The sequence below is a fragment of the Acuticoccus kandeliae genome, from assembly GCF_003073115.1.
The window spans coordinates 290,372-309,666 of sequence record NZ_QBBV01000001.1 but is presented as its reverse complement, the minus strand read 5'-3'; the positions used below and the strand labels follow the sequence as shown (position 1 = coordinate 309,666).

The following is a 19,295-nucleotide window of genomic DNA, read 5'->3' as shown; positions in this document are numbered from 1 at the left end:
GGGCATAACGCGATGAAGCGTAAGGGAAATAGCATGGCGCAGTCGGACCTACGTCTGGTTGAGGGCAGCTCGGTGGACAAGAGCAAGGCGCTGACCGCGGCGATCTCCCAGATCGAGCGCTCCTTCGGCAAAGGCTCCATCATGAAGCTCGGCGCGGGCTCCTCGATCGAGGTGGAGACCGTGTCGACCGGCTCCCTGGGGCTCGACATCGCGCTCGGCATCGGCGGCCTGCCGAAGGGCCGCATCGTCGAGATTTACGGGCCGGAATCGTCGGGCAAGACCACGCTCGCCCTCCACACGATCGCCGAGGCGCAGAAGAAGGGCGGCATCTGCGCCTTCATCGACGCCGAGCACGCGCTCGACCCGATCTACGCCCGCAAGCTCGGCGTCCAGGTCGACGATCTGCTGATCTCGCAGCCCGACGCGGGCGAGCAGGCGCTGGAAATCACCGACACGCTGGTCCGCTCCGGCGCGGTCGACGTGCTGGTGGTCGATTCGGTCGCCGCGCTCACCCCGCGCGCCGAACTCGAGGGCGAGATGGGCGACCAGCTCCCCGGCCTCCAGGCCCGCCTGATGAGCCAGGCGCTGCGCAAGCTCACCGGGTCGATCTCGCGCTCCCACACGATGGTCATCTTCATCAACCAGATCCGCATGAAGATCGGCGTCATGTTCGGCTCGCCGGAGACGACCACCGGCGGCAACGCCCTCAAATTCTACTCCTCCGTCCGTCTCGACATCCGCCGCATCGGCTCGATCAAGGATCGCGACGAAGTGACCGGCAACCAGACGCGCGTCAAGGTTGTGAAGAACAAACTGGCGCCGCCGTTCCGTGAGGTCGAGTTCGACATCATGTACGGCGAGGGTGTCTCGAAGACCGGCGAGCTTCTCGATCTCGGCGTGAAGGCCGGCATCGTCGAGAAGTCGGGCGCGTGGTTCTCCTATGACAGCCAGCGCCTCGGCCAGGGCCGCGAGAACTCCAAGCAGTTCCTGCGCGACAATCCGGAGATCGCCCAGGCGATCGAAGCGGCCATCCGCCAGAATGCCGGCCTGATCGCCGAGCGCATCACCGGCACGGCCGAGCCCGACGGCGACGCCGAATATCCGGACGAGGACGGCGAGCTCCCCGCCGCCGAATAAGCCGACCGCGACGATCGCGGACGCGCCCAGCGCACTCTTCGCTCAGGTTGGATCAATCTGAGCGAGGAGCGAAGCGCAAGATATGTGGGCGAGCGCTTCGCCTTCCCGATCTGCCTCGGATCGAGAGGCCCGTGCTTCAGCGCCGGTCCGCGATCCAGTCGCGCGTTTTCTCCAGAATTTCCGCCGGCACCTCCTCCGACACCGCCGTCGCGATGTCGGCGAGCGAGACCGCGGCGAGCTCACGGCGCCAGGCCTTGTCGGCCCGCCACATCGCGCGCGCGACCGGACACGGCGCCGTCTCGCAAGTGTCTGCCGGCCGGCACGGGTTGTTCTTCCGGATCTCGGTGCACACGAAGGTCGGGCCCTTGCCCTCTATCGCCTCGACGATGTCGAGAAAGCTGATCTCGGCCGCGGGCTTCGCGAGCCGGTAGCCGCCAGAGGGGCCGAGCGTGCTCTCCACGAGGCCCGCATGGGCGAGCCCCTGGAGCGCCTTCGACAGATATTCCTTCGGCACCCCGTGCAGCTCGGCGAGCGCCTTGGTGGAGAGGTAGCGCCCCGCGGGAAGCCCCGCGAGGATCGCGCCGCAGTGAAGCGCCCACTCCACCTGATTGCGCAGCTGCATCAGGCAAGGCCCGCCCGCGTCAGCCCGAACGCCTCGTCCCGCGAGCCGGGAACGGTGCGGAAGGCGACGCTCAGCCGGTTCCACGCGTTGATCGCGGACACCGCGAAGGTGAGGTCCGTGATCTCCTTCTCCGAGAACACCTGGCGCGCCTCCTCATAAAGGGCGTCGGAGACCCCCTCTCCGACATGCGCGGTCAGCGCCTCGGTCCAGGCGAAGGCCGCGCGCTCCCGCTCGGTGAAGAGCGGCGATTCGCGCCAAACCGCGACATGGTGAAGGCGCAGCGGACGCTCGCCGTCGATCATCGCCTCCTTGACGTGCATGTCCACGCAGAAGGCGCAGCCGTTGAGCTGCGAGGCCCGAATATCCACGAGATGGCGCAGCGAGGCTTCGATGCTGCTCTGGTTCAGCGCCTGGGCGACGCCGAAGAGACGTTTCGTGAGATCCCCGGAGATCGCGGTGTAGTCGAGGCGTTGCGTCATGTGATCCGCTCCTAATACGGATATTTTTTATCCTTAAGGATATTTGGTATCCGCATTATGACTCGTCAATAGTTGCCACACGGCGTTGGGCACAAAAAAAGCGCGGCAGGGTCTGCCGCGCTGAGCCTCCGCTCGGGAGGCGTTCTCGATGCCGGGGGCGACCGGGCGAGGCCGCCCGGCGCGCGCCGCGGTTCCTAGAGTAGCTCCGCGCCGAAATTCGTCTCGGGCGTCAGTTCCGGCGGGAGCTGCGCCTTGTAGCCCGTCCAGTCGAACGGGGCACGGGCCATGAACGCGCCGTCGCCGCGTGTCGCGCGCAGCGTGCCGTCCGACATCGCGACGCGGCCACGGGTGATCATCGTCTCCGGCCAGCCGGTCAGCTCCATCCCCTCGAACGGGGTGTAGTCCATCGCGTCGTGCATCCCCGACTGGGTGACGACGCGCCGCTCGTCCGGGTTCCAGATCGCGATGTCCGCGTCGCCGCCGACCGCGATGGTCCCCTTGCGGGGATGGAGGCCGAAGATCTTCGCCGCGTTGGTGGAAGTCAGCGCCACGAACTGGTTCAGCGACAGACGCCCCTTGCGCACGCCCTCGGAGAAAAGGAGCGGGGCGCGCAGCTCGATCCCCGGCATCCCGTTCGCGACGCGGTTGAAGGGCGGGTTCGGGCCGGCCGACAGCTTGCCCGACGCGTCGAAACGGTAAGGGGCGTGGTCGGAGGACCAGAGCTGGAGGCTGCCGGCGTGGAGGTGACGCCAAAGGTCCGACTGCGTCTGCGCGTCCCGCAGCGGCGGCGAGCAGCAGAATTTCGCCCCCTCCGCGCCCGGCCGGTCGAGCTCCTCCTTGGTGAGGAAGAGATATTGCGGACACGTCTCGCCGAAGATCGGGTGCCCGTCGGTGCGCGCCGCCTGGACGAGGCGCGCCCCCTCGTCCGTCGACACGTGGACGATGAGGAGCGGCGCGCCGACGAAGTTCGCGAGGCGGATGCCGCGATTGATCGCCTCCGCCTCGGCCGCCGCCGGATGGCTCACCGCGTGAAACTTGGCCTCGGTGTAGCCGCGCTCAACGAGGCGGCGCACCATCCACTTGATCATCGCGTTGTTCTCGGCGTGCGTCATCGTCAGCGCGCCGTGCTCGCGTGCGGTCACGAGGATGTCGAGCATCATCTCGTCCGACACGATCATCTTGTCGTAGGTCATGAAGACCTTGAAGCTCGTCACGCCGTCGCGGAAGGCCTGCGGCAGCTCCTCCTTCAGCACCGTCTCGGTCGGATCGGTGATGATGAGGTGGAACGAGTAGTCGATGACCGACTTCGAGGCGCGCTCGCGATAGAGGGCGAGCACGTCGTGGACGGACTGGCCGCGATGCTGCGCGGCGAACGGGATGAACGACGTGTTCCCGCCGAAGAGGGCGGAGATGCTGCCCGACAGGTAGTCGTCCGAGGTCATCGCCCCGGTCGCCGATTCCTGCTCGATATGGCAGTGGCTCTCGATGCCGCCCGGCAGCACGAGCTTGCCGGACGCGTCGATCGTGTCGCGCCCGTCCGGCAGGCCCCGCGCGATCGCGGTGACGATGCCGTGCTCAATGCCGATATCGGCGGTGAAGGTGTCGGCGGCGGTCGCGACCGTGCCGCCCTTGATGACGAGATCGAAATTCATTCTGCTGCCATGGCGGGAGCGACGCTCTCTAAGGCGCGCTCCATGCGTTGCATGAGCCGGGTCAGTTCCTCGTGCCCGGCGGCGTCGAGCTTGGGACCGGGGGCGCGCGCCGTCGCCGAGCGGATCGCCCCGCGCCGGCGCAGGATCTCCTTGCGCACGGCGAGGCCGAAGCCCGGCTGCTGCTCGTGCCGCACGATCGGCAGATAGGCGTCGAAGAGGTCCTCCGCCCCGTCCGCGTCGCCGGCCTGATGGCGGCGCACCACCTCCACCAGCATTTCCGGATAGGCAAATCCCGTCATCGCGCCGTCCGCGCCGCGCGCGAGCTCCTGCGGCAGGTAGAGCCCGCCATTGCCGGTGAGGATCGACACGCGCCGCGCCCCGCGCTTGGCGGCCGTCTCGCGCACGGCGGTGAGCTTCTGGAGGCCCGGCCAATCCTCGTGCTTCAGCATCACCACCGAGGGCACCTCCTCCACGAGGCGCGTGAAGGCGTCGGCGGAGATCGGCATCTGCGTGGAGAGCGGGAAGTCCTGGAAGACCAGCGGCACGTCCGGCAGGCGGTCGGAGATCGTCTTGAACGCCGCGATGACCCCGGTCTCGGTCTTGTGCCCGGCATTCGGCGCGATCATCACGCCCGCCGCGCCGTGGTCCATCGAGGTCCTGGCGAGGGTGAGGAGATTGTCGAGCCCGGCGTTCGAGACGCCGACGATCACCGGGACGCGGCCGTCGACGCGCTTCAGCACACGGCTCAGCACGCTCACCGATTCGGCGGCGGTCAGCTTCGGCGCCTCGCCCATCATGCCGAGGATGGTGATGCCGGTGACGCCGTGGCCGAGATAGAAATCGGTCAGGCTGTCGAGGCTCGCTTCGTCGAGCGCCCCGTCATCGGCGAACGGGGTCGCCGAGATGATGAAGACGCCCTTCGCGTCCTCGGTCAGGCGATGGCTCATTTGGTCGTCTCCGCACGATCGGCGAGGGTGGTCCAGTCCGGGATCGGCAATTCGTAGGCCTCGCCGAGGCGAGCATAGGACGTCGCGTAGAGGCGGGCCACCGGGTCCCAATGCGGCACCGTGAGGCGCTTGGTCTGTGGGTCGAAAAGCCCGTCCCGCGCGACGATCGCCTTCACGTCCCCCATCAGGAGCGAGCGGGACGGGCCGACCTCCATGATATCGTAGAGCGCGCATTCGAGCGCGATCGGCGCATCGGCGACGCGCGGCACGTCGATGCGCGTGCCGGGCGCGAGGGCGAGGCCGATCGCCTCCGGTTCGCTCATGCCGGGCGGGAAGGCGGCGGCGGTCGCGACCATCTGCGGCGCGAGCGCGCTGTCGGCGAGGTTGACGGTGAACGCGCCGGCGCTGCGCGCGTTGACGACGGTGTCCTTCTTCGTCCCGTCCTCACGCAGGTCGATGCCGATGATGACGAGCGGCGGCGTCTGCCCGAACACGTTGAAGAAGCTGTAGGGCGCGGCGTTGACGCGCCCCTCCCCGTCGACCGTGGTGATCCATGCGACCGGCCGCGGGATCACCGCGGCGCACAGCATCTTGTAGCGTTCCTGCGGCGTCAGCGCATCGCAGTCGAAGACGGCCATCAGTCGCGCACGACGCCGGTCTGCGTCGTGATGACCCCGTAGTGCTCGATCCGGCGGTGGCGGGCGAAGTCGAAGATGGTCGACTTGCCGAACACGGTGTCGTCGAGATCGCAGACGGCGGTGATCAGCTCGTCGTCCTCGGTCTGGCTTTCGGCGATGACGTGGCCGTTCGGATCCACGATGACGCTGCCGCCGATGAGCGGATGCCCGTCCTCCACGCCCGCCTTCGCGACGGCGACGACGAAGGTGGCGTTCTGGTAGGCGCCCGCCTGCAGCACGAGGCGGTGATGGAAGAGGCGGTCGGCCGGCCCCTCGTCGCTGCGCTGGCTGTTCACCGAGGGGGTGTTGTAGCCGAGGAGGACGAGCTCGACGCCCTTCAGCCCCATCACGCGATAGGTCTCGGGCCAGCGCCGGTCGTTGCAGATGCACATGCCGACGACGCCGCCGAGCGCGTTCCAGACCTGAAAGCCGAGATCGCCGGGCTCGAAATAGCGCTTCTCGAGGTGCTGGAAGGCACGCTCGGGATCGAATTCGTCATGCCCCGGCAGGTGGACCTTCCGGTACTTGCCGACGATCTCGCCGGTGCGGTCGGTGAGGATCGAGGTGTTGAAGTGGTGCCCGTCCGGCGTCAGCTCCGCGAAGCCGAAGGAGATCGCGATGTTCGCTTCGCGCGCACGGTCGAAGAGCGGCTGCACGGCCGCGTTCGGCATCTCCGTCTCGAACCAGGTGTCCACCTCGGCCTGGTCGGTCATGTACCAGCGCGGGAAGAAGGTGGTGAGCGCCAGCTCGGGGAAGACGACGAGGTCGCAACCCTTCTCGGCGGCCTGGTCGAAGAGCGCGATCATGCGCGCGACGACCTCCTCGCGCGTCTCCGCCTTCTGGATCGGGCCGAGCTGCGCGGCCCCGATGTGCACCGGTCTCATAGTCTTATCCTCAGGCGGCGATGCGGCGCTCCAGGCGGCTGACGAGGCGCACCAGGGGCCACAGGAGAACGAGATAGATGCCCGCCGCCGCCACGATCGGCGAGGCATTGTAGGTGACGGATCGCGCCATGTCGGCCTGGTAGAGGAGCTCGGCCAGCGACACCACGCTCGCGATGGAGGTCAGCTTTACCACTTCCACCGTGTTGGAAATGAGATCCGGCAGAACATTTCTCACCGCCTGCGGCAAGACCACGTGGATCATCGCCTGCGTCGCGGTGAGGCCGGTCGAGCGGGCCGCCTCGAACTGCCCCTTCCCGATCGACAGGATGCCGGCGCGGTAGATTTCGCCATAGTACGCGGCGTTGTTGAGGAGGAAGGCGATCGCGACCGCCTGGAAGGGCGAGGGGCGGATCCCGGCGAAGGGGAGCCCGGCATAGACGAAGATCAGGAGGACGAGCGGCGGCAGGGCGCGGAAGATGTCGACGAAGGCGACGGCCGGCCAGCGGATCCACCGCCGCTCGGCAAGCGACAGCAGCGCCGTCCCGATCCCCGCGAGGAGGCCGAGCGGGATGACGATGAGGCAGATGAGCCCCGTCATCTTCAGCCCCGTGAGGAGCATCGGCCAGGCCTGGCCCATGATCTCGAAATTGAAGAATTGCTGCAGGAAGGCGTCCATCACATCGGCCTATGCGTGGCGCCACTTGAAGCGGCTCTCCAGCCACCGCGCGAAGATGACGAAGGGCAGGAAGAGGATCACGTAGGCGATCGCCGCCATCATCAGCGGGGTCGCGCTGCCGGAGAAGCTCTGCGCCGTGGTCGCCGCGCCGAGAATGTCGGAGAGGCCGATCACCATGCCGAGCGCGGTCGACTTGGTGATGGCGATCGCGCGGTTGGTGAGCGGCGGGACGGTGAGGCGCACCGCCTGCGGCAGGACCACATAGACGAGGGTCTGCGTGTAGGTGAGGCCGGTGGAGCGCGCCGCCTGCCACTGGCCCTTCCCAATCGACAGGATCCCCGCCCAGAAAATCTCCTCCGCGAACGCGGCGAGCGCCAGAGACAGGATAAGCCAGATCACCACGAAGGCCGAGAGCGAGATCCCCACATTGGGGAGCCCGAAATAGGCGATGAGGATGAGGACGAGCGGCGGCAGCGCGCGGAAGATGTCGGCGAACCCCACGATGAGGAGGTTCAGCGGCAGCACCCGGTAGGCGCGCAGGCACGCGAGGACGAGGCCGAGAAGGATGCCGCTCGCCACGACGAGAACCGCGAGCTCCAGCGTGACGACCATGCCCTTCAGGATCGCCGGCAGATAGCGCTCGATGACCGTCCAGTTGAAGAAGGTCTCGACGAAGCGCGCGCCCGCCGACATCGGCGCGGCCTCGTCCATCAGTGCGTCACCCGCGCGAGGAAGGCCTGCGTGCGCGCCTCGCGCGGGGCGCCGAACACGGCCTCGGGCGGCCCCTCTTCGACGATCACCCCGCCGTCCATGAAGATCACGCGGTCGGCGGCCTCGGCGGCGAAGCGCATCTCGTGGCTGACGACGAGCATCGTCATCCCCGCCTCGCGCACCTTGCGCATCACGTCGAGCACGTCGCCGACGAGTTCGGGATCGAGCGCGGAGGTCGGCTCGTCGAAGAGCATCACCTTCGGCTCCAGCGCCAGCGCGCGGGCGATCGCGACGCGCTGCTGCTGGCCGCCCGAGAGCGCGGCCGGGTAAACGTCCGCCTTGTCGGCGAGGCCGACATCGGCGAGCGCGGCCGCCGCCTTCTCCCGCGCGTCGCGGCGCGAGAGGCCCGACACCTTGCGCAGCGCGAGCGTCACGTTCCCGAGCGCGGTCTTGTGCGGGTAGAGGTTGAAGGACTGGAAGACCATCCCGATCCGCCGGCGCGCCTTGTTGAGGTCGACGCCGGGCGCCGTGATGTCCTGCCCCTCGACGATGACGGCGCCGGAGGTCGGCTCCTCCAGGCGATTGCAGCAGCGCAGGAGCGTGCTCTTGCCCGACCCCGAAGGGCCGATCAGGAACACCATCTCGCCGGGGGTGACGGCGAGATCGATGCCCTTCAGCACCTCGAGCGGGCCATAATGCTTGTGCAGCGCGATGAGCTGCAGGATCGGCGGGGTGCCCCTGGCGGGCGCCCTGCCCGCGCCGGCGGCCGGCGCGGACGCGGTGTCGGTCTCGCTCACGTCGTCCTTAGCCGCAGTTCAGCTCGTGCTCGGTCTCGTCATAGCCGGGGAAGCCGGGCTGGCCGTAGCCCTTCATCGGCGTCGTCGGCGTGGAGCCTTCCGGCGGGGTGACGCCGAACCACTTCTCCGACATCGCCGCAATCGTGCCGTCGGCCTTCATGCACTCGATCACCGCCTCGACCTTGTTGCGCGTCTCGACGTCGTCCTTGCGGAACGGCATGCCCCAGACGAGGCCGGTCGAGTGGAGGTAGGAGAGCGCGAGCGCCGGGTTCTTCTTCACCGCCCAGGCCGACACGGTGTTGCCGGCGACGTTGGCGTCGGCGCGGCCGGAGAGGACCGCCTGGATCGCGTCGGTGTTGGTGCCGTAGCTCTCGACCGTCCAGCCGATCTCGTCGGCGAGGCCGCGCGCCCAGGCATCATAGGCCGAGCCTTTGTTCACGGCGACGGTCTTGCCCTTCAGCTGGTGGAGATCGGTGATCTCCTCCGTCCCCGCCTTCACGACGAACTGGTAGTCGGTGTCGAGATAGCCCTCGCTGAAGAGGAGGTTCTCGGCCCGCTCGGGCGTGATCGTCGTCGGCGCGACGATGAAATCGTAGGTCCCTGCCTGGAGACCGGGCAGCAGGCCGGAGAATTGGGCGGCGGTGATGTCCATCGTGACGCCGAGCCGCTTGCCGATTTCGTTGGCGAGGTCGACGTTGAAGCCCTCGATCCCGCCGCCGAGCTTGGGCATTGCGTGCGGGGCGAACGTCCCGTCCAGCGCGACCTTGTAGGTGTCCTGCGCAAAGGCCGGGCCGGCGGTCGCCAGTGCGGCCAGCGCGCACATCGCGAACGCGACAGGGCGGATCGTTTTCATGGTGCTTCTCCTCCGGACCACTCTCTGTCGGTGGTCTTAGCGAATGGCGTGCCAATCCATACGTTCTCATACATCTGCGTCGGATGTCGATCTCGGGGCGGTCCGTGCCGTGGCGCCGCGCGTCGCAGGGTCTCGCATTTGGGAACGAATTCCCCATATCGCGCGTTCTGTCGCTGCAAGGAGAACAATGCGTATGGCGCGCACGATCACGTTTGACCGCTGGGCCAGTGACCGCCGGGCCGTTTCTGGTGGCACGCCGTCGACCCGTGAGCTGGACAATCTGGCCATCTGGCTGGATTCCAAGTTCAGCTTGTTCGGAATCCGGTTCGGGTTCGACTCGATCCTCGGCCTCGTGCCGGGCATCGGCGACCTCGTGGGCTTTTTCCTATCGTCCTATCTGCTGATCCAGGCGTACCGCATGGGCGCGCGCAAGCGCACCATCGCGCGCATGGCCGCGAATGTCGCCGGAGACACGGTGTTGGGGTCGATCCCGCTGCTCGGCTCGGTGTTCGACGTCATGTGGAAGGCGAACCGCAGCAACATGCGGATCCTGAAGCGCGAGCTGGAGCGCAACCAGGCGCACCCCCGTCGCTTCTAGACGCAGCGTCCCGTCGGACGGATCGAAGGGCCCGGCGCCTCGCAGGAGGCACCGGGCTTTTTCGTGTCTGACACTCAGGCCGCTTCCATCGCGGCGACGATCGCGGCGATCGCCTCGTCCGCTTTCGCCGCGTCAGGGCCGCCGGCCTGCGCCATGTCGCGCCGGCCGCCGCCGCCCTTGCCGCCGAGCGCCTCGGAGCCAGCGCGCACCAGCGCCACCGCATCGAACCGGTCGACGAGGTCCGGGCTCACCGTGACGACGACGCTCGCGCGCCCTTCGGCGCGGCCGACGATCGCGACCACCGCCGACCCCGCCGCATCGCGCGCCTCGTCGGCGAGGCCCTTCAGCGCCTTGCCCGGCAGGTCGTCGACCACGCGGCCGACGAAGCTCACCCCCGCCACCGTCTTCGCCGCCTCGGACTGCGCGGGACCGGCGAGGGCGAGGCGCTTCTTCGCCTCCTCGAGGTCACGCTCCAGGCGGCGGCGTTCCTCCACCAGCGCCTCGACGCGGGCGGCGGCATCGTCGGGCGCGACCCGCATCGCGGCCGCGACGGCGCGGAGCTGGTCGCGCTGGCCGGAGAGATATTGGCGCGCGGCCTCGCCCGTCAGCGCCTCGAGACGGCGCACGCCCGAGGAGACGGCGCTCTCGTCCGTCAGCACGATGAGGCCGATATCGCCGGTGCGCTTGACGTGCGTGCCGCCGCACAGCTCGACCGAGAAGCGGCGGTTGCCGTCGCGCCCCATCGAGACGACGCGGACCTCGTCGCCATATTTCTCGCCGAAGAGGGCGCGCGCGCCGGACTGCATCGCCTCGTCGATCGCCATGACGCGCGTGTCGACCTCGTCATTCTCGCGCACGCGGTCGTTCGCCCCGACCTCGACCACGGCGAGCTCCTCGCGCGACATCGGCTTGGCGTGTGAGAAGTCGAAGCGCAGCCGCTCCGGCGCCACCAGCGAGCCCTTCTGGGCGACATGATCGCCGAGCACACGCCGCAGGCACTCGTGCAGGATGTGCGTCGCCGAGTGGTTGCCGCGGATCGCGTTCCGCCGGCTCTCGTCCACCGTCAGCGTCATGCCGTCGTCCACGCCGAGCGTGCCCGATTCCAGCGTACCGCGATGGATGAAGAGGCCGTTCGCCACCTTCTGCGTGTCCGTGATGACGAAGCGCGCGTCCCCGGCGACGGCGACGCCCTGGTCGCCCACCTGGCCGCCCGACTCGCCGTAGAACGGGGTCTGGTTGAAGACGACGCGCGCCTCCTTCCCCGCCTCCAGCGTGTCGACCTCCTGCCCGTCGACCACGATCGCGACGACCGCGCCGTCCGCGACCGTCGTGTCGTAGCCGAGGAATTCGGTGGCGCCCACGCGATCGCGGATCGAGAACCACACCTTGTCGTCCGCCGCCTCGCCCGAACCCGCCCAGTGGCGCCGCGCCTCGGCCTTCTGGGCCTCCATCGCCGTCTCGAAGCCGGAGCGGTCGACGCTCAGCCCGCGCGGACGCAGCGCGTCCTCGGTGAGGTCGTAGGGGAAGCCGTACGTGTCGTAGAGCTTGAAGGCGGTCTCGCCCGGAAGCGCGGCGCCCGGCTGGAGGTCGGCGACGGCCTCCTCGAGGAGCGTCAGGCCGCGCGCGAGGGTGCGGCCGAAGCGGACCTCCTCGGCCTGCGTCGTCTCCATGATGAGCCCTTCGGCGCGGCGCAGCTCCGGATAGGCCTGCCCCATCTCCCGCGTCAGCGCGGGGACGAGCTTGTAGAAGACAGGCTGCGTCGCCCCCAGCATGTTCGCGTGGCGCATCGCGCGGCGCATGATCCGGCGCAGCACGTAGCCGCGGCCTTCGTTGGACGGGAGCACCCCGTCGGCCATCAGGAAGCAGGTCGCGCGCAGATGGTCGGCGATGACCTTGAAGCTCGGTTTCGCCGCGCCCTCGGCCTTCGCGCCGATCGCGTCCTCGGCCGCGGCGATCAGCGCGCGGAAGAGGTCGATGTCGTAATTGTCGTGGACGCCCTGCAGGATCGTCGCGATGCGCTCGAGGCCCATGCCCGTGTCGATCGACGGCTTCGGCAGGTTGTGGCGCACCCCGCCCGCTTCCTGCTCGAACTGCATGAAGACAAGGTTCCAGATCTCGATGAAGCGGTCACCGTCCTCGTCCGGCGAGCCGGGAGGGCCGCCGAAGATGTGGTCGCCGTGATCGTAGAAGATCTCCGAGCACGGGCCGCACGGGCCGGTGTCGCCCATCTGCCAGAAATTGTCCGACGTCGCGATGCGGATGATCTTGTGGTCCGGCAGGCCGGCGATCTTCTTCCACAGGATCGCCGCCTCGTCGTCCTCGGCATAGACCGTCGCGAGGAGACGGTCGGGGTCGAGGCCGAACTCCTTCGTGACGAGACGCCACGCGAGCTCGATCGCGCGTTCCTTGAAATAGTCGCCGAAGGAGAAGTTGCCGAGCATCTCGAAGAAGGTGTGATGCCGGGCCGTGTAACCGACATTCTCCAGATCGTTGTGCTTGCCGCCGGCGCGCACGCATTTCTGGCTCGTCACCGCCCGGTCATAGGGGCGATGCTCGGCGCCGGTGAAGACGTTCTTGAACTGCACCATGCCCGCGTTGGTGAACAGCAACGTCGGATCGTTGCGCGGCACAAGAGGGCTCGACGCGACGATCTCGTGACCTTCGCTCGCAAAATAGTCCAAGAACTTGCCGCGGATGTCGTTGACGCCACTCACCTGTGGGGCTCCTCGCTCATGTCCAGTGGCGGAGGTAGCGACTCCGCCGTGAAATGTCGACGGGCAACGCGCGTTGACGCGCCCTGCCCGCATCTCTCATCATCCAGCCTTGGCCCCAGCGGGCGGCAGCGGAATGTCATGACCGGCACAATTCTCCTGATCAACCCCAACTCCAACCCCGACGTCACGGCCGGCATGGCCGAGGCCGTCACCGCGCTCGCCCTCCCCGGCGGGCCGCGGATCGAGGCGATGACGCTCGCCTCCGGCCCCTTCGGCGTCGAGACGCAGCGCGACGTGGAGGCGGTGACGCTCCCCTTGCGCGAGATCGTCCTGGAGCGGACCGATGTCGACGCCTTCATCATCGGCTGCTTCTCCGACCCCGGCCTCGCCGTGTGCCGCGAGGCGACGACGCGCCCGGTCCTCGGCATCCGCGAGTGCGCCGTGATGTCGGCCCTGATGCAGGGGGACCGGTTCGGCGTGGTCGCGCTCGGCCCGGCCTCCGTGAAGCGCCAGTCCCGCGCCTTCCGCGAGATGGGGGTGGCGAGCCGGTGGGCGGGATCGGGGCCCCTCCACCTCTCCGTCGCCGCCGCCGAGGAGGCCTCCGCCTTCCCGCGCGTCCTCGAGGTTTCGCGCGCGCTGGTCGCCGACGGGGCGGAGACGATCATCCTCGGCTGCGCCGGCATGGCCCGCCACCGCGCGCCCCTCACCGAGGCGCTGGGTGTGCCGGTGATCGAGCCGACGCAGGCGGCGACCGCCCACGCGCTCGGCCTCGTCCTCCTCGCGCGCGCCGGCGCCGGAGCCCACGCCGCGGCGGCGTAGCTGCACAAACCTGTTGAGCGTGTATGGTCGCCCCCGAACTCACCTGGGACGACCAATGACAACGACAATCATGGTCCTCAACGGACCCAATCTGAACCTCCTCGGGAAACGCCAGCCGGAGATCTACGGACACGTGACGCTCGCCGACGTGGAGGCGATGTGCGCCGAGCGCGCGGCCAGGCACGGCATGGCGGTCCGCTTTCACCAGTCGAACGCCGAATATCAGATCATCGATTGGATCCACGAGGCGCGGGAGATCGCGGCCGGGATCATCATCAACCCCGCCGCCTTCACCCACACTTCGGTCGCGGTGCTCGACGCGCTGAACGCCTTCGACGGGCCGGTGATCGAGGTGCACATCTCGAACGTGCACAAGCGCGAATCCTTCCGCCACTTCTCCTACGTCTCGCTGCGCGCGGACGGGGTCATCGCCGGTTTCGGGACCGAGGGTTACGATCTCGCCCTGCAGAAGATGGTGTCGCTCGTCGGCCCGAAGGGCTGACCACGGCTCGCCGGACGGCGACGGCGCGGCGGCTCAGACCTCGGCCACCGCGTCCGCCGGCGCCTCGTCGCACAGGTGCCGCTCGTCGTCCGCATCGTCCGATTTCAGGATCGCCTCGAGCCGATCCGCCGCGGCGGCGAGGGTCGGAAAGCGCACCATCCCGCCTGATCGCGTGACGAGCCCGTCCTCCTCGAGGCGCGAGAGCGCGTCGGGCAGCTCGAAATTCACCGAAACGCCGTAGCGCTCCGAAAGGCTCGCGCAGATCTCGTCCTTCAGCCCGTCGAGCCCGTCTTCCGGCACCGTGCGCCCCGCCGCGAAGGAGAGGGTGATGAGATCTTCCTTCACGTCCTCCTCCTCCGCCCGGTCGAGAAGCAGCGCGAGCGCGGCGCGGTTGTTCGCGAGATTGTGGAAGAAGAGCTTCTGCGCCAGCTCCATCATGTAGCGCGTGCGCTGGTTGAAGAAGGTGGAGATCTGCCGGGCGAGGAGGCCGATGAAGGCGATCAGCGCGCCGACCGCGGTGAACGGATTGCTCGCCGCCAGCACCTTGCCGGTCGTGGTGAAGACGCCGAAGAGCGTGCCGCCGCCGGCGGTCGCGTAGAATTTCATCTTGTCGAACGGGCGGAACTGCACGCGGCGCAGCGGAAACAGGATCTGAAGGTCATGCTGCGGCATGTCCTTGAAGACCTTCACGTAGATGAAGTCCGTGCTCGTCCCCGTCGGGAGCTGCTTGCGCCGCTTCGCGACCAGCTTCAGCGCCTTCGCCTCGGTGATGGACTCCGCCTCAGCGATCTCCTTCGCGCGCATTTCGTCCGACTTCAGCTTCAGGAAGACGAAGAGGCGGCGGTAGATGTGGACGGTATAGCGCTCCTTGAGGAGGTAGGCCCATTCGGGCCGCCGCGTCGTGCGCGTCTCGTCGAAGGAGTCGCGCACGAAGACGTGCATCACGTCATATTCGGCAAGGTCCACCTCGATGCGCAGCGAATAGGGCGACTGGGCCGAGAGCATCTCGGTCAGCTCGTCGTTCGACAGGCGCGTGTAGTTCGCCCGTTCGAGGAGATGCTTGATGAGCCCGGCGAGGCGGTCGCCCATCGCCTTGCGCTCCTCGGGCGAGAACTCGATGACGCGCACCGTGTCCTGGTCCGGGCTGAAGGGCAGGTAGCAGCGCCGGATCTCCTCGGCGAGGAGGCGGTAGCCGTGGCCGCGATGGCGCTGGAGGCGGAGGGCAACCTGGGCGAACGCGTCGCGGTCTCCGTCATCGTCACCGGTGAGCTTCGCGCAGAGGTCGGCGATCACCGCATGGCGCGTAAGCGGAATGTAGCGGCTCAGCGGCCGGGCCGGAGGGGCCATGGTCGCATCCATTCCTCGCAGTCCTCCCTCGTGCGGCCTCGGCCGGTGGCCGGCGCGCGCCGCATCTCCCCGTGCCGTTCGGCCTTCGCCTACCGGCGCAATTCGTTAATTGCGCCGTCGAGCCCGTCGAGAGTCAACTCGAACATGCGCCCGCCCATCAGCTTGGAGAGGATCTGCGTCGACTGCGTGACACTCCAGAGGTCCCTCCGGACAGGGTTGATCCACGCCGCCTTCGGGAAGTGGCCGAGGAGGCGCTGCATCCAGATCGCCCCCGCCTCCTTGTTCCAATGCTCGACCGAGCCGCCGGGGGTCACGATCTCGTAAGGGCTCATCGCGGCGTCGCCGACGAGGACGAGGCGCGTGTCGGGCGGGAAGGTGCGGATGACGTCGAGCGTCGCCGTCTGCTCGGTGCGCCGGCGGCGGTTCGACGTCCACAGCCCCTCATAGACGCAGTTGTGGAAGTAGTAGTGCGTCAGCGAGCGGAATTCCGACTTCGCCGCCGAGAACAGCTCCTCGCAGACGGCGACATGGTCGTCCATCGACCCGCCGACATCGAGGAGGAGGAGCACCTTCACGTTGTTCTGCCGCTCGCGATGGGTGCGCACGTCGAGATAACCCTCGCGCGCCGTCGCATCGATCGTCGCCGGCAGGTCCAGCTCCTCGGTGGCGCCGGTGCGGGCGAAGCGGCGCAGCTTTCGCAGCGCGATGCGGATCGCGCGGGTGCCGATCTCCACATCCCCGTCGAGGTCGCGGAACTCGCGCCGGTCCCAGACCTTGACCGCGCGGCGGTGGCGGCTCTCGGCCTGGCCGATGCGCACGCCCTCCGGATTGAAGCCATAGGCGCCGAAGGGCGAGGTGCCCGCCGTGCCGATCCACTTGGAGCCGCCCTGGTGGCGGCCCTCCTGCTCGGCGAGGCGCTTTCGCAGCGTCTCCATCAGCGCGTCGAAGCCGCCGAGCGCCTCGATCTTCGCCATCTCCTCGGCCGAGAGGACGCGCTCGGCGAGCTTGCGCAGCCACTCCTCCGGCAGGTCGACGACATCGACCCCGTCCTCCGCCTCAGAGAGGGCCGCGATGCCGTGGAAGACGCGGCCGAACACGCGGTCGAACGCGTCGATCTTCGTCTCGTCCTTCACGAGGATGGTGCGGGCGAGGTGGTAGAAGGTCTCGATGTCGGTGTCGTCGAGGCCCTTCTCCATGGCCTCCAGAAGCGCGAGATATTCCCGGAGCGAGACCGGAACGCCCTCCTCGCGCAGCCCCTCGAAGAGCGGCGTGAACATCGCCGCCTACTCCTTCCCGTCCTTGCTGCGCGGCACGATGCGGGCGATCTCGGGCAGGATGTCGTTGATGCGCGGACGGCGCGTGCCCGTGAAGGGCAGCGGGCGCAGGACGTCGAGCGTCGCGAGGCCGAGGCGGGCCGTCATCAGCCCGTTGACGATGCCCTCGCCGAGCTTGGCGGAGAGCTTCGCCGCGATGCCCTTGCCGATCACCTCGCCGACGAGGCTGTCCCCCGCCGCCATGCCGCCCGTCACCGCGAGGTGCGCGATGGCGTGGCGCAGGACGCGCAGGAAGCCGAGCGTGCCCGGCCGCCCGCCATAGATGGTCGCGATGCGCCGCACGAGGCTGAGCGCGGCGAAGATCACGAAGGCGAGGTCCACCAGCGCGCGCGGGGAGAGCGCCGTCACCGCCGCGACGCGCCGCGCGGTGCCGACGATCTCCGCGATCGCCTCACGGTCGAGCGGGCCGAGGATCTCGCGCTCGCCGAGCGCGATGAGGTCGCGCCCGTCGATGATCTCGCGCATGTGGCCCTTCATCGCCTTGCGGCCGCGGGCGGTGACCGGGCGATCGTCGTAGAGGTCGATCAGCTCTTTCAGCGCGGCCAGCGCCTGATGACGGTCGTCGTTGATGACGGCCTCGTCTGCCCGGCGGCGCAGCGATTCTACCTCCTTGAGCCGGCGCAGCGCGATCCACTCGCGACCGACCATGCCGAGGAGGCCGAGGAGCATCACCGCCGTCAGCGCCGCGGCGACCCAGCCGAGCGCCGGGATGCGCGCGAGAAGATCCTCCACGAACGCATAGAGCGAGATCGAGAGGGCGAGGGCGGCAAGGCCCGAGATGCCCATCGTGAAGAGGGAAAGCCAGGTGATCCGGCGTCGCTTCTTCAGCGGTTCCGGCTCGATCGGCACCGGCAGCGGGGCCGCCTCCTCCGCCTCGAACCCCTCGTCCGGCTGCGGCCGGGCGCGGTAGGTCTCGCGCGGCGCCTCGTCGAAGGCCGAATCCTCCTCGAACGCCACCTCGTCGATTTCGAAGATCGTGGGGCGGCGTCGGTTCACGAGAGGCGGTCTCCGATCAGATATTGCAGGACGCGGTCGAGCCGGATGTGCGGCAGCGACAGGGTGAGGCCGGTGTTCGAGCGCTCCACCCGGCCGGGGCGGAATCGCATCGTCGTCACACCATACTCGTCCCGCTCCTCGGAGAACACCGCCGAGGGGTCATTCGGCAGGTCGCCGGGGAAGAGGCCGATCTCCGACTCCCCGTTGAAGACGCGCCCGTTGATGCGCTCCCCCGCCATCGGCGTGCCGACGATGGTCGGCCAGACCTCGCCGTCGCGCGTGACGCTCGCCTCGCGCGTCGCCCGCACCGCCGCCATCGCCGCGACATCCACCGCCGCGCCCGTGAACTGCGCCCGCGCCTTCGCCTCGGCGACGAGGTGTTCGAGGATCCGCTCCAGCCGGTCGTGGTCGGTGTGGTGGATGTGGTCGGCCTTGGTGGCGACGAAGAGGATCCGGTCGATCCGCCGGTCGACGAGCGAGCCGAGGAAGGAGAGACGCCCCGTGCGGAAGCAGGAAAGGACGGAGGTGATGGCGCGGCGCAGTTCGTCGAGCGCCTCCGGCCCGCCATTCAGCGCCGCAAGCACGTCGACGAGGACGATCTGCCGGTCGAGCCGGGCGAAATGGTCGCGGAAGAAAGGCCGCACGACGTGCGTCTTATAGGCCTCGTAGCGCCGCTCCATCATCGCCCAGAGGGAGCCGGCCGGCATCTCGTCGATCTCGGGCAGGCGCAGCGGGGCGAAGGTGAGCGCGGGCGAGCCTTCCATGTCGCCCGGCATCAGGAAGCGGCCGGGCGGCAGGGAGGCGAGCGCGTGCGGGTCGGCGCGCGCGGCCTGGAGGTAGGCGGTGAAGGTCTCGGCGAGGCGCTGCGCGTCAGCCTCGCGCGCCGGGGCGAGCGGGTCGAGCGCGTCGAGATCGCCGCGGAAGTGGCGCGATTCGGCCGGCCGCCGCGCCGCCTCGTCGAGCGAGGTCGCGCACCAATCCTTGAAGGAGAGGTGCATCAGGGGAAGGTCGAGGAGCCATTCGCCCGGATAGTCGACGAGATCGAGGTGGAGCCGCCCCGGCCCGAAGCGGCGGCCGAGGAGGCGCGCCGTCTCGTACTCGATGGTGACGCGAAGCTGCGCGATCCGCCGGGTCGAGGCCGGCCAGACCCGCTCGTCGACGAGCGCGCGGACATGGTCCTCGTAGGGAAAGCGCGGCACTTCGTCATCCGGCTGCGGCGCGAGGGCGGCGTTCGACAGCCGCCCCTCCGCGTAGGCCGCGAAGAGGGGCAGGCGGCCGCCATGGACGAGATTGTGGACGAGCGCGGCGAGGAACACCGTCTTCCCCGAGCGCGACAACCCGGTGACGCCGAGCCGCAGCGTCGGGGCCATGATCCCGCCGAAGCGCTCGTGCAAGGTGGTGGCGGCGAGACGCGCCTGGTCCTCGATCCGCCTGAGCCTTTGCCGCAATCCATCTCTCCCTTGTCCGCGGTCTCACTTAAGGGCAGGGTGCGCCGCTGAACAGACGGCAGGCCCCGTTGACGCGCGGTTTCCCGGCTGCCGGCGCAACGG

At 68.7% G+C, this 19,295-nt stretch carries 19 protein-coding genes; 4 read left to right on the top strand and 15 right to left on the bottom strand.

Annotation, left to right across the window (positions count from 1 at the left end):
- Positions 1-33 precede the first annotated feature (33 nt).
- The gene (gene recA / locus DBV35_RS01415; protein WP_108658471.1) at positions 34-1,137 is read left to right on the top strand and encodes a recombinase RecA; all 1,104 of its coding nucleotides are present in this window, start codon (positions 34-36) and stop codon (positions 1,135-1,137) included.
- A gap of 136 nt (positions 1,138-1,273) precedes the next feature.
- On the opposite strand, the gene DBV35_RS01410 is transcribed toward recA, so the two are convergent.
- The 10 genes from DBV35_RS01410 to DBV35_RS01365 form a co-directional block, all read right to left on the bottom strand.
- Positions 1,274-1,759, bottom strand: a complete 486-nt coding sequence (locus DBV35_RS01410; protein ID WP_108658470.1) for an RrF2 family transcriptional regulator — start codon at positions 1,757-1,759, stop codon at positions 1,274-1,276.
- On the bottom strand, positions 1,759-2,238 hold the full coding sequence (locus tag DBV35_RS01405; RefSeq protein WP_108658469.1) for a carboxymuconolactone decarboxylase family protein: 480 nt from the start codon (positions 2,236-2,238) through the stop codon (positions 1,759-1,761). The genes DBV35_RS01410 and DBV35_RS01405 overlap by 1 nt, the downstream gene beginning before the upstream one ends.
- 194 nt (positions 2,239-2,432) lie before the next feature.
- Entirely contained in the window at positions 2,433-3,890 is a 1,458-nt protein-coding gene (hydA, locus tag DBV35_RS01400; protein ID WP_108658468.1) for a dihydropyrimidinase, read from the bottom strand.
- A complete protein-coding gene (locus DBV35_RS01395; RefSeq protein ID WP_108658467.1) occupies positions 3,887-4,837 on the bottom strand; it encodes a dihydrodipicolinate synthase family protein in 951 nt (316 codons plus the stop codon). Before DBV35_RS01395 ends, hydA begins: the two co-directional genes overlap by 4 nt.
- Positions 4,834-5,475, bottom strand: a complete 642-nt coding sequence (locus tag DBV35_RS01390) for a flavin reductase family protein (protein ID WP_108658466.1) — start codon at positions 5,473-5,475, stop codon at positions 4,834-4,836. The genes DBV35_RS01395 and DBV35_RS01390 overlap by 4 nt, the downstream gene beginning before the upstream one ends.
- On the bottom strand, positions 5,475-6,398 hold the full coding sequence (locus tag DBV35_RS01385; protein WP_108658465.1) for an N-carbamoyl-D-amino-acid hydrolase: 924 nt from the start codon (positions 6,396-6,398) through the stop codon (positions 5,475-5,477). Before DBV35_RS01385 ends, DBV35_RS01390 begins: the two co-directional genes overlap by 1 nt.
- Positions 6,399-6,408: 10 nt before the next feature.
- Positions 6,409-7,074, bottom strand: a complete 666-nt coding sequence (locus DBV35_RS01380; protein ID WP_108658464.1) for an amino acid ABC transporter permease — start codon at positions 7,072-7,074, stop codon at positions 6,409-6,411.
- A 9-nt stretch (positions 7,075-7,083) separates the two neighbouring features.
- A complete protein-coding gene (locus DBV35_RS01375) occupies positions 7,084-7,785 on the bottom strand; it encodes an amino acid ABC transporter permease (protein ID WP_245943804.1) in 702 nt (233 codons plus the stop codon).
- The gene (locus DBV35_RS01370) at positions 7,785-8,510 is read right to left on the bottom strand and encodes an amino acid ABC transporter ATP-binding protein (protein WP_108660491.1); all 726 of its coding nucleotides are present in this window, start codon (positions 8,508-8,510) and stop codon (positions 7,785-7,787) included. The genes DBV35_RS01375 and DBV35_RS01370 overlap by 1 nt, the downstream gene beginning before the upstream one ends.
- A 79-nt stretch (positions 8,511-8,589) precedes the next feature.
- Complete coding sequence (locus DBV35_RS01365) at positions 8,590-9,435, bottom strand: transporter substrate-binding domain-containing protein (RefSeq protein WP_170134859.1); 846 nt, start codon at positions 9,433-9,435, stop codon at positions 8,590-8,592.
- Between the two features lie 193 nt (positions 9,436-9,628).
- On the opposite strand from DBV35_RS01365, the gene DBV35_RS01360 reads away from it, so the two are divergent.
- On the top strand, positions 9,629-10,033 hold the full coding sequence (locus tag DBV35_RS01360) for a DUF4112 domain-containing protein (protein ID WP_108658463.1): 405 nt from the start codon (positions 9,629-9,631) through the stop codon (positions 10,031-10,033).
- Between the two features lie 74 nt (positions 10,034-10,107).
- Here DBV35_RS01360 and alaS read toward each other — a convergent pair whose 3' ends face one another.
- Positions 10,108-12,747: an alanine--tRNA ligase gene (gene alaS / locus DBV35_RS01355; protein WP_108658462.1), complete on the bottom strand. Its 2,640-nt coding sequence runs from the start codon at positions 12,745-12,747 to the stop codon at positions 10,108-10,110.
- 138 nt (positions 12,748-12,885) lie between these two features.
- Here alaS and DBV35_RS01350 point away from each other — a divergent pair, with 138 nt between their 5' ends.
- Complete coding sequence (locus DBV35_RS01350; protein WP_108658461.1) at positions 12,886-13,566, top strand: aspartate/glutamate racemase family protein; 681 nt, start codon at positions 12,886-12,888, stop codon at positions 13,564-13,566.
- A gap of 55 nt (positions 13,567-13,621) precedes the next feature.
- Entirely contained in the window at positions 13,622-14,068 is a 447-nt protein-coding gene (aroQ, locus tag DBV35_RS01345) for a type II 3-dehydroquinate dehydratase (protein WP_108658460.1), read from the top strand.
- 33 nt (positions 14,069-14,101) lie between these two features.
- Here the strand turns inward: aroQ and DBV35_RS01340 are convergent, their stop codons facing one another.
- From DBV35_RS01340 to DBV35_RS01325, 4 genes are all read right to left on the bottom strand, one after another.
- Positions 14,102-15,427, bottom strand: a complete 1,326-nt coding sequence (locus tag DBV35_RS01340; RefSeq protein ID WP_108658459.1) for a DUF3754 domain-containing protein — start codon at positions 15,425-15,427, stop codon at positions 14,102-14,104.
- Positions 15,428-15,504: 77 nt separating this feature from the next.
- Entirely contained in the window at positions 15,505-16,692 is a 1,188-nt protein-coding gene (locus DBV35_RS01335) for a vWA domain-containing protein (protein ID WP_108658458.1), read from the bottom strand.
- A gap of 6 nt (positions 16,693-16,698) precedes the next feature.
- Complete coding sequence (locus tag DBV35_RS01330; RefSeq protein WP_205648418.1) at positions 16,699-17,745, bottom strand: YcjF family protein; 1,047 nt, start codon at positions 17,743-17,745, stop codon at positions 16,699-16,701.
- Positions 17,742-19,193, bottom strand: a complete 1,452-nt coding sequence (locus DBV35_RS01325) for a YcjX family GTP-binding protein (RefSeq protein ID WP_245943803.1) — start codon at positions 19,191-19,193, stop codon at positions 17,742-17,744. The genes DBV35_RS01330 and DBV35_RS01325 overlap by 4 nt, the downstream gene beginning before the upstream one ends.
- Positions 19,194-19,295: the final 102 nt, after the last annotated feature.

What these genes read in the sequence shown, in the direction of transcription:
- recA (WP_108658471.1), top strand. Translation starts at nt 34, where the DNA reads ATGGCGCAGTCGGACCTACGTCTGGTTGAGGGCAGCTCGGTGGACAAG.
- DBV35_RS01410 (WP_108658470.1), bottom strand. Translation starts at nt 1,759, where the DNA reads ATGCAGCTGCGCAATCAGGTGGAGTGGGCGCTTCACTGCGGCGCGATC.
- DBV35_RS01405 (WP_108658469.1), bottom strand. Translation starts at nt 2,238, where the DNA reads ATGACGCAACGCCTCGACTACACCGCGATCTCCGGGGATCTCACGAAA.
- hydA (WP_108658468.1), bottom strand. Translation starts at nt 3,890, where the DNA reads ATGAATTTCGATCTCGTCATCAAGGGCGGCACGGTCGCGACCGCCGCC.
- DBV35_RS01395 (WP_108658467.1), bottom strand. Translation starts at nt 4,837, where the DNA reads ATGAGCCATCGCCTGACCGAGGACGCGAAGGGCGTCTTCATCATCTCG.
- DBV35_RS01390 (WP_108658466.1), bottom strand. Translation starts at nt 5,475, where the DNA reads ATGGCCGTCTTCGACTGCGATGCGCTGACGCCGCAGGAACGCTACAAG.
- DBV35_RS01385 (WP_108658465.1), bottom strand. Translation starts at nt 6,398, where the DNA reads ATGAGACCGGTGCACATCGGGGCCGCGCAGCTCGGCCCGATCCAGAAG.
- DBV35_RS01380 (WP_108658464.1), bottom strand. Translation starts at nt 7,074, where the DNA reads ATGGACGCCTTCCTGCAGCAATTCTTCAATTTCGAGATCATGGGCCAG.
- DBV35_RS01375 (WP_245943804.1), bottom strand. Translation starts at nt 7,785, where the DNA reads ATGGACGAGGCCGCGCCGATGTCGGCGGGCGCGCGCTTCGTCGAGACC.
- DBV35_RS01365 (WP_170134859.1), bottom strand. Translation starts at nt 9,435, where the DNA reads ATGAAAACGATCCGCCCTGTCGCGTTCGCGATGTGCGCGCTGGCCGCA.
- DBV35_RS01360 (WP_108658463.1), top strand. Translation starts at nt 9,629, where the DNA reads ATGGCGCGCACGATCACGTTTGACCGCTGGGCCAGTGACCGCCGGGCC.
- DBV35_RS01350 (WP_108658461.1), top strand. Translation starts at nt 12,886, where the DNA reads ATGACCGGCACAATTCTCCTGATCAACCCCAACTCCAACCCCGACGTC.
- aroQ (WP_108658460.1), top strand. Translation starts at nt 13,622, where the DNA reads ATGACAACGACAATCATGGTCCTCAACGGACCCAATCTGAACCTCCTC.
- DBV35_RS01340 (WP_108658459.1), bottom strand. Translation starts at nt 15,427, where the DNA reads ATGGATGCGACCATGGCCCCTCCGGCCCGGCCGCTGAGCCGCTACATT.
- DBV35_RS01335 (WP_108658458.1), bottom strand. Translation starts at nt 16,692, where the DNA reads ATGTTCACGCCGCTCTTCGAGGGGCTGCGCGAGGAGGGCGTTCCGGTC.